At 45.9% G+C, this 11,823-nt stretch carries 11 protein-coding genes; 10 read left to right on the top strand and 1 reads right to left on the bottom strand.

The features are described from left to right. The first annotated feature begins 298 nt into the window (after nt 1-298). The 8 genes from MHH86_RS30955 (at nt 299) to MHH86_RS30920 (ending at nt 9,027) form a co-directional block, all read left to right on the top strand. Entirely contained in the window at nt 299-1,546 is a 1,248-nt protein-coding gene (locus MHH86_RS30955) for a trypsin-like peptidase domain-containing protein (RefSeq protein WP_036677827.1), read from the top strand. Nucleotides 1,547-1,965: 419 nt separating this feature from the next. Then, nucleotides 1,966-2,166 (top strand): cold-shock protein, encoded by a 201-nt coding sequence (locus tag MHH86_RS30950; RefSeq protein WP_019914582.1) that lies wholly within the window; start codon nt 1,966-1,968, stop codon nt 2,164-2,166. 92 nt (nt 2,167-2,258) lie between these two features. Further along, complete coding sequence (locus MHH86_RS30945) at nt 2,259-2,486, top strand: cold-shock protein (protein WP_036677829.1); 228 nt, start codon at nt 2,259-2,261, stop codon at nt 2,484-2,486. A gap of 222 nt (nt 2,487-2,708) precedes the next feature. Beyond that, nucleotides 2,709-4,112 (top strand): cytochrome ubiquinol oxidase subunit I, encoded by a 1,404-nt coding sequence (locus MHH86_RS30940; protein ID WP_036677831.1) that lies wholly within the window; start codon nt 2,709-2,711, stop codon nt 4,110-4,112. Beyond that, a complete protein-coding gene (cydB, locus tag MHH86_RS30935; RefSeq protein WP_038573947.1) occupies nt 4,099-5,115 on the top strand; it encodes a cytochrome d ubiquinol oxidase subunit II in 1,017 nt (338 codons plus the stop codon). The genes MHH86_RS30940 and cydB overlap by 14 nt, the downstream gene beginning before the upstream one ends. Then, nucleotides 5,115-6,881, top strand: a complete 1,767-nt coding sequence (cydD, locus tag MHH86_RS30930) for a thiol reductant ABC exporter subunit CydD (RefSeq protein WP_076143950.1) — start codon at nt 5,115-5,117, stop codon at nt 6,879-6,881. The genes cydB and cydD overlap by 1 nt, the downstream gene beginning before the upstream one ends. Then, nucleotides 6,878-8,629, top strand: a complete 1,752-nt coding sequence (cydC, locus tag MHH86_RS30925) for a thiol reductant ABC exporter subunit CydC (protein WP_076140572.1) — start codon at nt 6,878-6,880, stop codon at nt 8,627-8,629. Before cydD ends, cydC begins: the two co-directional genes overlap by 4 nt. Before the next feature lie 230 nt (nt 8,630-8,859). After that, on the top strand, nt 8,860-9,027 hold the full coding sequence (locus MHH86_RS30920; protein ID WP_063829780.1) for a CxxH/CxxC protein: 168 nt from the start codon (nt 8,860-8,862) through the stop codon (nt 9,025-9,027). A gap of 98 nt (nt 9,028-9,125) precedes the next feature. Here MHH86_RS30920 and MHH86_RS30915 read toward each other — a convergent pair whose 3' ends face one another. Continuing rightward, entirely contained in the window at nt 9,126-10,538 is a 1,413-nt protein-coding gene (locus MHH86_RS30915) for an MFS transporter (protein ID WP_076140574.1), read from the bottom strand. 142 nt (nt 10,539-10,680) lie between these two features. Here MHH86_RS30915 and MHH86_RS30910 point away from each other — a divergent pair, with 142 nt between their 5' ends. Together MHH86_RS30910 and rlmH are read left to right on the top strand one after the other, a co-directional pair. Continuing rightward, complete coding sequence (locus tag MHH86_RS30910) at nt 10,681-11,031, top strand: helix-turn-helix transcriptional regulator (RefSeq protein WP_038573939.1); 351 nt, start codon at nt 10,681-10,683, stop codon at nt 11,029-11,031. Between the two features lie 257 nt (nt 11,032-11,288). Further along, complete coding sequence (rlmH, locus tag MHH86_RS30905) at nt 11,289-11,768, top strand: 23S rRNA (pseudouridine(1915)-N(3))-methyltransferase RlmH (protein ID WP_036677839.1); 480 nt, start codon at nt 11,289-11,291, stop codon at nt 11,766-11,768. Nucleotides 11,769-11,823: the final 55 nt, after the last annotated feature.

Here is an 11,823-nt window from a genome sequence, read left to right as displayed (position 1 = left end):
CGAATTGCAGGTTGCCTGTGATACAATTAAAAGCGTGATGAGCAAAGCTAAAATTTTAGGGACACTTCTATTTTATTGTAGTCTTTTAAGTTGCAAAATATTCCTAATAGAGAAGATATATTAAAAGATTATCATAATCTAACGATTGATCGAAACTCTTGTGGGGTTAATGGATAAAGTGAAACTTTTTAGTGATATTTGGAGTCTAATGGTTACAGAGGTTTGGTTCGGACGTGGTTGCTATAGGTTCAGGTCTTAACAACAGTGAACGCTTGGCAATAGAAGGGGGAGATTTTCGGTGGGATTGTTTGATGATGATTTCTATTCAACTAAAGTTTCGCGGTCCAGAGGGGATGAAGCATCAAAGGGATCGTTTGCTAACCGTAGACATTCTGTACGCAGATCGCGTAAAGGGCTATCTACCTGGCAAATATCCGCCGTTTGCTCCTTAGTCAGCGCTGTGGTGGCAGTTCTGTTATTCAGTATGTTTACAGGCCAGATGAGTCATGAGACTGCTCAAAAGCCGGTTGTAACAACTGGAAATGTTGCCCCAAGCAGTAGTGATCCATTTGACCGGATTATTCAAGCTGCTGCCACGGTTCGCCCTGCAGTAGTAAGTATTATCAATCATAAAGAAGATAATGAAGAATTAAACATTCTGGATGAGTCCGCACTAGGCTCAGGAGTGATCTATAAAAAGACAGGAAATAAAGCATTTATCATTACCAATAATCATGTCATCGAAGACTCCGGTAATCTCGAGGTAGTTACAGTGAACGGAGAGACCCGTAAGGCAACACTCGTTGGAACGGATAAAGTAAGCGACATTGCGGTACTCTCTATTGATGCCAAAGGAATCGATACCATCGCGCAGCTCGGTGATTCCTCTAAGCTTCGTCTAGGTGAAACGGTCATTGCTATCGGTAATCCGCTAGGACTTGGTGATACATTGACCTCGGGGATTGTTAGCTATACTGAACGGATGGTTCCCGTATCCCTTAATCAGGATGGAGTATATGACTGGGAACAAGAAGTGATACAGACTGATGCGGCGATTAATGAAGGAAATAGTGGCGGCGCGTTAGTGGATCTCGATGGCAAGGTCATTGGAATTAACACGATGAAGATTTCAGATACGGGTGTAGAGGGTCTGGGTTTTGCAATTCCTGCGAATCATGTGATAGATATCGCTAATGAGCTGGCTGAAAAAGGGCATATTGCCCGTTCGTACTTGGGTGTATATTCAGTTGATTTGAACAATCCGTACGTTCCACTAGCAGAAGATCAACGCAATGAATTGAACCTGCCGAACAGTGTTAAGGATGGAGTAGTTGTTCTAGAAGCCGTTGGCCCTGCGAAGGAAGCTGGACTGCAATTCAATGATGTCATTACCAAATTTAATGATCAATCCATCATATCTACCCTTTCTCTTCGCAAGTACTTATATAATCATACGAAGATCGGTGATGATCTGAAAATTACTTACTATCGAAACGGCGAGGCCAAACAGGCAACAGTTAAACTTCTTGAAAAACCACAGGAATAATATGCTGGAAGTCGGTATATAATGATATAGCAGTTACGACAAGTAGAGCGGACTACCCCTTCGATTCCGAGGGGGTACCTTCTTGAAAAAGCGGATAAAAGTAACGTTTTTGGGAAAGCTATTTTTCTAAAACCATGATAATTATGCCAGAAAAAGGATCTATTTAGGGAATAAACACTAAGTGGCAGCCCTTACATTGGAAGGTAATACTTATTAGGGCAAAACCGGATATATTCGGATGCTTGCTTGCCTTTGCTAATCAGGTGTGGTAATATGATATCAATCATACATTTAGTCCCTAATTCTCGCATTGAAAAGGGCTGTCATATTTGGTAATACAACCTTTTTCAATGTGTGAATTTTTTCTTTGTTTGAAGATAAAAAGAACATATTAATTTAAATTTGTGGAGGTAACACACATGCAAACAGGTACAGTTAAATGGTTCAACGCAGAAAAAGGATTCGGATTTATCGAAGTTGAAGGCGGAAGCGACGTATTCGTTCACTTCAGCGCAATCACTGGCGACGGCTTCAAAACTTTGGACGAAGGCCAACGCGTTGAATTCAACGTTGTTCAAGGCAACCGTGGACCACAAGCCGAAAACGTTGTAAAACTGTAATAATAGAAGAAACCGTCCCAGCTTGTGAAAGTTGGGACGGTCTTTTTATATCTAGTTACTCACTATTGACTTACAGGATGGGAGGAACGGCAATGAACTACCGGAAGAAACCTTTGGAAGAAATACCGGAAGAAAATACCGCAATTTGGGCATGTACCAATGAGGGATGCAACGGATGGATGAGGGATAATTTCGCATTTGAACATGCGCCTTCTTGCCGTCTATGTGACTCTCCAATGGTTCGCAGCACGAAGATGCTACCCCAATTGCTTAATTCGAATGGCGATCTCAAATCGCTGAAGAAGGGTATTTCCATCTAACCAATACCTAAATGAGTCAAGCATTTAATAGAACGACGAACCACTCAAGACGGGTAAACCGTCTTATTTTTTTTGCTTTCTTTATGCTAAATTGTGATCTTTGTCACAAATCATTTGAATTTCACCGTTAAATGACTATCTTTATGTGACATTTATCACAAAAAGAAGCTTAAATTTTTGACAGAATATAATTAACGAAAAGGGGAGAAGGAAGGGACAAATATGGATACAGTAATGCTGTCGCGTATACAATTTGCGTCGACGACAATATTCCACTATTTCTTTGTACCGGTATCAATCGGACTAGCGCTCTTGATTGCAATCATGGAGACAATGTACGTTAGAAAAGGTAATGAAGAGTACAAAAAAATGGCGCAGTTCTGGGGAAAGCTATTCCTCATCAATTTTGCAGTAGGGGTAGTTACAGGGATATTGCAGGAATTTCAGTTCGGGATGAACTGGTCCGATTATTCACGTTTTGTGGGTGATGTATTCGGGGCTCCACTTGCAGTTGAGGCATTGGCAGCCTTTTTCCTGGAGTCTACTTTTATTGGGATATGGATATTCGGCTGGGATAAGGTATCCAAGCGAGTACATTTACTGTCCATCTGGCTGGTAGCATTCGGTACGATGTTATCTGCATTCTGGATTCTAGCGGCTAACTCTTTTATGCAGCATCCTGTGGGTTTTGAGATAAATAATGGACGTGCAGAAATGAATGATTTCTTCGCGCTTATTACGAACGGACAATTGCTGGTTGAATTCCCACATACAGTACTGGCTGCTTATGCAACAGGTGCTTTTCTTGTAACAGGTATTAGTGCTTATAAAATATTGAAGAAACAAGAGGTTTCTTTCTTTAAGAAGTCTTTTCAGATTGCAGCTATCGTAGGGATTATTTCTTCTATTGGTGTAGCTGTTGCTGGTCACGCCCAAGCGCAATATTTGGTTGAAACTCAACCAATGAAAATGGCAGCTTCCGAAGGACTGTGGGGTAAGAGTGGTGACCCGGCACCTTGGACCGTATGGGCAAACATTGATCCAGAGAATCAAATCAGTACTGGAGAATTTCAAATTCCTTATATGCTGAGTTTCCTTTCATACAGTAAATTTTCCGGTGAAGTTAAAGGTATGCTTGAGCTGCAAGCGGAGTATGAGCAAACCTATGGCCCCGGTGACTATATTCCACCTGTACGTACGACATTCTGGAGTTTCCGGATCATGGTTCTAGCAGGAACGTTAATGATTGTATTGGGAATGTACGCTATGTACTTAATGTGGCGCAAAAAAATGGACCGTCCGAACACTTGGTTTATGCGGTTCATGTTATGGGGCTTGCTGCTTCCTCCGATTGCGAATACAGCCGGTTGGGTCATGACCGAATTCGGGCGTCAGCCATGGACGGTATTCGGACTGATGACAACGGAAGACAGTGTGTCGCCTAATATTACAAGTGGTCAAGTTCTGTTCTCCGTGATTTCTTTTACAACGATTTATTTAATTCTAGGATTAGTGTTGGTCGGATTGTTTATTAAAGTGATTAAAAAAGGTCCTTATGCGATGGATAACGATCACGGCGATTCGAATGATCCATATAACGAGGAGGGTTCCCATGATATCTCTTAATGAATTGTGGTTTGTGCTGATTGCAGTTCTGTTTATAGGGTTCTTCTTCCTGGAGGGTTTCGATTTCGGCGTAGGGATGGAAACACAAATTCTCGCTAAAAATGATACAGAGCGCCGTGTTCTGATTAACTCGATCGGACCTTTCTGGGATGGGAATGAGGTATGGCTTATCACAGCTGCGGGTGCAATGTTTGCGGCTTTCCCGGAGTGGTATGCAACGCTGTTTAGTGGATTCTATATTCCTTTTGTATTTGCCTTATTAGCTCTGATAGCGCGTGGTGTCGCTTTTGAATTCAGAGGTAAACGTGATTCATTAGCTTGGAAAAGAACTTGGGATGCCTGTATCTTTATCGGCAGCTTCCTTCCACCATTCCTCTTGGCTGTAGTGTTTGCAAGCTTTATCAAAGGGTTGCCTATTGATGGGGATATGCAAATGTATGCAGGGTTCACAGATATCGTGAATGTGTACACTGTAGTAGCAGGGCTTACTGTTGTCCTTCTGTGCCTGGTGCATGGTCTCATGTTCACAACGCTGCGTACAGTGGGTGATCTACAGGCTCGCGCTCGCAAGTTGGCACAAAAATTGCTGATACCACTCGCAGCTTTATTTACTGCTTTTGTGATTATGACTTATAATATGACGGATATTTTCGAGCAACGTGGAACGGTTCTTATGATTATTGTAGCCCTGGGAGTTATCGCCTTTGTACTGTCCGGTTACTTCATGACGAAGAAGAAGGACGGCTACGCTTTTGGAATGACAGGAGCGGTAATGGCGCTTTCGGTAACTTCTATCTTTGTAGGATTGTTCCCGCGTGTTATGATTAGTTCAATTGATCAAGCTTTTAATTTGACGATCACTAATGCGGCTTCGGGCCATTACTCTTTGAAGGTAATGACGATTGTGGCACTGACCATCCTTCCGTTCGTATTGGGATATCAAATTTGGAGTTACTTTGTCTTTCATAAACGGGTTCACGAGAAGGAGCATCTTGAATACTAATGGATAAAAACTTGCTTGGGTATAAAGGAGTTAAGCCAGTCTTTCTGATTGTAGGCTTCCTTACCCTGGTGCAAAGCTTGTCCATACTTCTGCTGGCTAAATCGCTGGCAGAAGTCATCTCTGCGCTATTTGCGGGAGAACCTCTGAAGGAACAATGGGGCACTGCGCTATTGTTCCTTCTTGCATTTCTTGTGCGCCATGCTTGTGCTATGCTGATGAGCCGTGTCTCTTACCGCTTCGCGGAAGCAACGGGCAGCACTATGCGGAGGGAAATGATGGACAAGCTCTTCCAGCTTGGCCCTAGAATGGTGGGCGGGCGTGGAACCGGGGATCTTGTTACACTAGTGCTGGAAGGCGTAACTAAATTCCGCACGTATCTGGAAGCAATCATTCCTAGAATGGTAGGGATGTCTGTTACACCGGTCTTGGTGCTTATTTACGTCTTTACGATGGACACTACGAGCGGGATTATTCTTACGGTAACTATGCCGATTATTATTGTTTTTATGATTTTGATTGGGATGACGGCCCGTAAGCAAATGGATCGGCAGTTGAAATCATATCGCACATTATCTAATCATTTTGTAGACTCACTACGTGGGCTAGAAACATTAAAATTTCTAGGACGAAGTCGTAGTCATAGCGACAGCATTGCTACGGTCAGCGATCGTTATCGCTCGGCGACCATGCGTACGCTGCGAGTGGCCTTTTTGTCATCGTTCGCCCTGGATTTCTTCACTATGCTGTCTGTAGCATCTGTAGCGGTAAGTCTTGGTTTACGGCTTGTAAATGAACAGATGACATTGGTTACGGGCTTAACGATTCTAATCTTGGCTCCGGAATATTTCCTGCCTGTCAGATTGGTGGGTTCAGATTTCCATGCTACTTTGGATGGGAAAGAAGCCGCTGAAGCAATGAAGAGCATTATAGATCAAGATGAGGTGAAGGCTGAAGTAATCGGCCCTAACGGTAGTCTATCTGTCGGTTCTGCAGCAAAAACATCGGAACAAATATTCACTTGGCATGAGAATAGCGTGCTCACATTAAATGACGTTAGCGTGAAGTATGAGGAAGCAGGGCTTTCTTCGCTGGAAGCGCTGAACCTGCAATTTAAAGGAGCTAGCAAAATTGGGATTATCGGAGAGAGCGGGGCCGGTAAATCTACTTTAGTGGATATATTAGGGGGCTTCTTACACCCTACCTCAGGAAGTATCACGGTTAACAGTACAACGGTTAGTGCATTAACGGATGAGGCTTGGCGAAAACAGACCTCATATATCCCGCAGCGTCCGTATATTTTTAGCGGCACGTTAGCGGATAATATACGTTTTTATTACCCTGAGGCTTCTATGGAAGCTGTTGCCGCGGCAGTGAAAGCTACTGGTTTATCGGGGCTGGTGGATACTCTTCCGCATGGTTTAGATGAGATGATTGGTGGCGGCGGCCGTTCGTTCAGCGGTGGCCAGGAGCAACGGGTGGCATTAGCCCGGGCACTGCTTAGCAGCCGTCCAATTATGCTTCTAGATGAGCCAACGGCGCATCTGGATATTGAAACGGAATATGAGCTGAAGGAGACGATGGTGCCTCTTTTTGAAGGAAAGCTGGTCTTTCTGGCTACCCATCGCCTACACTGGATGCTAGATATGGACATTATTGTAGTAATGAAGCAAGGCCAAGTGGCAGAAATCGGTACCCATCAGGAGTTACTTGCCCGCAAGGGTGCGTATTATGAGTTGATTGGGTCGCAATTGGAGGGAATCCATTGAAACGTGAAGGATGGTTTGCTCCCTATGTATCGTCGTATTTTTGGCGTTTTGTGCTAATTATTGTGCTTGGGGCGTTGACGATATTTACAGCCTCTTCATTGATGTATACTTCAGGATTTCTGATCTCAAAAGCGTCTACACCGGTCGAAAATATCCTGATGATCTACGTGCCGATTGTTGGTGTACGTACGTTCGGAACAAGCCGAGCAGTCATTCACTACGTGGAACGGCTGATTGGGCATGACACCATTTTACGGATTCTTTCTAAAATGCGTGTGCGCCTGTACAATATTTTGGAGCCACAGGCCTTGTTCCTGTCGTCGCGTTTCCGTACTGGGGATATTCTCGGGATGTTAGCTGATGACATCGAATATTTGCAAAATGTATATCTGAGAACTGTATTTCCAAGTGTTATTGCTTTATTGATCTACGGGGTTGCGGTGATTGCGTTGGGCACCTTTGATATCGGTTTTGCGTTATTAATGGCTTTGTATATTTTGGTGTTGGTCGTGGTATTGCCGCTTATATCTTTGTTGTTCACCCAGAAACGTCAACGTGAAGTGAAGGTAGAGCGTAATCGCCTCTATCAAAAGCTGACTGACGCCGTTCTCGGTATGGGCGATTGGGTCATTAGTGGACGGCAAAGCCAGTTCGTGGAGACCTATGAAGCAGATGAGAAAAAAGTGGCCAAAACGGATGCAGCGCTGCGCAGCTGGGCGCGTCTACGTGCGTTCATCGGGCAAGCAGTTGTTGGAGTTGGCGTGCTTTCGATGTTATATTGGGCCGCCGGGGAGTATGCGGATGGTGCTATTGCAGGTACGTTGATTGCGGCGTTTGTATTGGTTGTTTTTCCTGTGGCAGATGCTTTTTTGCCAGTATCCGAAGCTGTGGAGAAAATCCCGCAGTACCGTAACTCGCTGGAGCGGTTGTCTGGAGTGGTTGGAGAAGAGCATAATATAGTTTCCGAACAGGCATCTGTAGTTGATGTTCTACCTCAGGCCATAAAAAGTGCTCATATCCAGCTCGAAAATGTGGGTTACCGCTATGGATCAGAGGATAACTGGTCGGTTCGTGATCTCAGCCTCGACATCCCACAAGGCAAAAAAATTGCCATCATCGGCCGTAGTGGGGCAGGGAAATCGACGTTGTTAAAGGCTATTCAAGGGGTTATCCAACCTTCTGCAGGTTCGGCTATGATTAATGGAATCGCGGCGGCTGCCTATGGCGATAATATTCCTTCTATTATTGCGGTGCTAAATCAAAGCCCACACTTATTTGATACTACGGTAGCGAACAATATTCGCATGGGTGATCCGAAGGCTTCCGAACAAGCGATTAAAGAAGCTGGCGCATTAGCCAAAATGGATACGCTGATCTCCTCGTTACCAGAGGGATACAATACCTTTGTCCGTGAAGCGGGGCAACGTTTCTCCGGTGGAGAGCGTCAGCGGATAGCGTTAGCTCGTATTTTGCTGCAAAATACACCTGTCGTCATTCTTGACGAACCGACCGTAGGGCTGGACCCAAGCACGGAACGTGATCTTTTGCAGACGATGTTTGAAGCTATGGACGGTAAATCTCTGATCTGGGTAACGCATCATTTGGTTGGTGCAGAGCAGATGGATGAAGTGATTTTTATGGAAAATGGCTCGGTAGAAATGCGTGGAACCCATGCGGAGCTGATGGAAAAAGAACCACGTTACCGCAGATTGTATGAGCTGGATCGTCCAGTGGAGTTTCTAGGGTAAGATGGAGAGTTGGTAGATAACATTTATAGAAATTAGAGAGATATTAGTGAAGAGATTCCTTTTGCCCGTTTGGGGTGAGAGGAATCTTTTTTTTCGGTAGGGCAAGAATATAGACAATGGATGAACAGATTGCTGGAATGGATAGATAGGAGTTCCATTTTCGTGGGAAGTATGGTAGAACAATAGAAGGAGTATAGGCCGCAGCGGCACAGAAAGGGATGCTTGGTTGAATGTATGTAGTATGTAAAGAACATGTAGAGTTAGCCATCGACAAATTTGTGGACGAGTATGAGGATGCACCTGATATTGTGGACTTGAAGGAGACCGAGTTCTCGGACTGGGACCCGCCGGCCAAATGTGCGGAATGTGAGAAGAATGCGGAATATTTAGTGGTCTAAAGGACTGTTAAAATTTATTAAAAACACCTTGCAGTCCCGGAAATGGGCCGCAGGGTGTTTTTTTGCATGAAATAATATATGTGTTAGCCGATTAGGTCTTATGCATCTGCTGCATCTACTATGTCGGTCAGCGAGCTACTTCGGTTGCCTCGGCGGTAGAGAATAGCTGAGATGATGGCGATCAATGCTGCAATAGAGAGTCCCCAGTAGATATTGGAGTAGGCTGCAGAAAGCGGCAGTCCGCGCTGCCATTCTAGTGCGCTTGCGGCCATAGCCACGCTGAAGGCGCCGCTGAAGAATTGCAGCAGCTGGAACAGGCCCATCCCGGAGCCAATTTGTGAAGAAGGCAGAATCCGAGAGATTTCATTGGATACACTACTGGACAGTGTCGTGAAGGCCAGACTCATAATCATATAGATGAACATGACGGCAATCCATGACCGCCCAGCAAAGAAAGCGAATAGGATGGTAGCGGTCAATACGAGCAATGGTGCAAAACGCAAAATCCCCGCATTGCCATAACGGTCAATGATTCGCCCGACGGAGCGGGAGACAAAGATGGCGAGCAGCGAACCCGGAAAGATCACAAGCCCGGCATGGCTTGCGCTGAAGCCGAAACGGTGAGTCAGAATCTGCGGCAGCAGGAATAACGTGGCAAAGCTGCATAGGTAGGAGGCAACTCCGATCAGAGCCAACACGAGATATGAGCGGTTACGGAAAAGATCCGGCATCACGAATGGATCAGGTGTGCTGCGGATACGGCCAACAAATAAAGCAATGGCGACAATTCCGGCGATCAAGGCAATCCACAACCCGCTGGTCAGGAACAGCAGCAGCCCGGTCGTGCCGACGCCCAAGAACAGCCCGCCAAGCACATCAAAGGAGCCACGGGTGGGTACTTCTTTGGGCAGCAGGATAAGGAACAGCGGCACTAGAAGCAGAATAGCTGCCGTTACAGAGAATAGCCAAATCCAGCCGAGATATTCGACGATGGCTCCGCCCGCGACCGGCCCAAGCCCTAGACCCAGCGAGACGGCTGACATAATTGTCGCCATTGCTTTGCCGCGGCGGGCTTGCGGGATATAGCGGGTAAACAGGACAAGCGACAAGGACATTACTGCGCCCGCGCCTGAGGCCTGGAGAATGCGTACGATAAGCAGGAAGATAAAGTTAGTGCTGAAAAAGCCGGCAACAGCCGCGAGGCCCAGCGTCAACAAGCCTATAACCAACAGACGGCGAATCGGCAGAAAATCAGAAAGCCGGCTGTACGTGATTGAGGCAATCGAGAACATAATGGAATACCCGGTGACAATCCAAGAAGCGGACGCAGCCGTAATCCCGAAGGCTTCGGTCACATCAGGCAGCGCCAGATTGAACATAGCCGTATTCATGATTACGAGAACCACAGCGACACTGAACAGCAGGGTCAGCAGGCCTTCTCGTGGAAGAGGCGCTTCCGGAACGGAGGCTTCATGATCCGCATTCGCGGAGAGGTTATTTACAGAAGTCATGTGCGAAGCACTCCTTTTATTATTGTTTAATAGTTCGATTACTTACGAACAATTGAAATATAGCATGCGTTGATATAAAATGCAATTAGGAACACCAATATTTTTTTCGCATTCATCGTACGACAAAAGGGGATAATCATCCGTGAAAATACTATTTCATCCGGACCGCAAGGACATTCAGCTTGCCTCCGTATTGTATGCACTCAGCGATCCGATTCGCTTACATATCGTATCGGATATTCACTTAAATGGAGAACAGGCTTGCAACGGCTTCAACGTCCCGATCGCAAAATCCACTATGTCTCACCATGCCCGTACTTTGCGCGAGTCAGGAGTTGTTTTTACACGAGTTCAAGGAACACAGCGCATGTTGTCCCTGCGGACTGAGGATCTTAATGCACGTTTCCCAGGCTTGCTGGACTCTATATTGAGCGCTTATGAAGCTGGGGGGAAACCGGATTTAGTGATGGAGGAGCAGGAAGAAAGTAAGTAGGGATGGATTGAACCTGCTGAGGACGAGGAATACATGAAATTCTAGATTCAGGCAATCTAGGAATACGTGGGATCAGGAGATCCATAGATTGCATGAAAAATAGGACATTTAGGGACTGCGCAAGAGTAGGCCGTTTTAATTGTCGTTTCTTTTCCACCAAATATGTGATAGAACAGAAGGTACTTACTAAAACTACAAGGGACGCCCAGTGCGCGTCCTTTTGCTATTTCTATAGAGGATTATGACAGGAGGCACTTATGCTTATTCAAATTATTGGCGTAGGAAAATTGAAGGAAAAGTACTTGATCGATGGCATCGCGGAGTATGCAAAACGGCTGACACCATACCTGAAGTTTCAGGTCATTGAGGTGGCAGATGAAAAAGCACCCGATTCTCTAAGCGAAGCAGAGGTCGTGCAGGTAAAGGGACGCGAGGGCGAACGCATCCTCGCGCAGATTAAGAGCGAGGCGCATGTCATTGCGCTCGCGATCGACGGCAAGCTGTGGAGCTCGGAAGAGCTTGCCGCAGAAATTGACCGGCTCGGCACCTACGGGACGAGCCATGTCGTGTTCGTCATCGGAGGGAGCCACGGGCTCTCCGACGAGGTCATGCGCCGCGCGCAGCAGCGCATGAGCTTCGGGCGCATGACGCTGCCACATCAGCTCATGCGCCTGGTGCTGGTGGAGCAGGTGTATCGCGCGGTGAAGATCAATCGGGGGGAACCGTATCACAAGTAAGGCGAACTTGTATACTTGCAAAAATAACTCCGAAATCCAGCGTTATGCGATTTAG

It is taken from the genome of Paenibacillus sp. FSL F4-0097, assembly GCF_038593125.1.
Classification (GTDB): domain Bacteria; phylum Bacillota; class Bacilli; order Paenibacillales; family Paenibacillaceae; genus Paenibacillus_AQ; species Paenibacillus_AQ odorifer.
The sequence above is the reverse complement of the archived record's forward strand: the minus strand, read 5'-3'. Positions and strand labels throughout refer to the sequence as shown.

Bases quoted from the DNA above. Each gene is read 5' to 3' on its own strand.
- MHH86_RS30915 (WP_076140574.1), bottom strand. From the start codon at position 10,538: ATGACTTCTGTAAATAACCTCTCCGCGAATGCGGATCATGAAGCCTCC.
- rlmH (WP_036677839.1), top strand. From the start codon at position 11,289: ATGCTTATTCAAATTATTGGCGTAGGAAAATTGAAGGAAAAGTACTTG.
- MHH86_RS30940 (WP_036677831.1), top strand. From the start codon at position 2,709: ATGGATACAGTAATGCTGTCGCGTATACAATTTGCGTCGACGACAATA.
- cydB (WP_038573947.1), top strand. From the start codon at position 4,099: ATGATATCTCTTAATGAATTGTGGTTTGTGCTGATTGCAGTTCTGTTT.
- MHH86_RS30920 (WP_063829780.1), top strand. From the start codon at position 8,860: ATGTATGTAGTATGTAAAGAACATGTAGAGTTAGCCATCGACAAATTT.
- MHH86_RS30945 (WP_036677829.1), top strand. From the start codon at position 2,259: ATGAACTACCGGAAGAAACCTTTGGAAGAAATACCGGAAGAAAATACC.
- cydD (WP_076143950.1), top strand. From the start codon at position 5,115: ATGGATAAAAACTTGCTTGGGTATAAAGGAGTTAAGCCAGTCTTTCTG.
- MHH86_RS30950 (WP_019914582.1), top strand. From the start codon at position 1,966: ATGCAAACAGGTACAGTTAAATGGTTCAACGCAGAAAAAGGATTCGGA.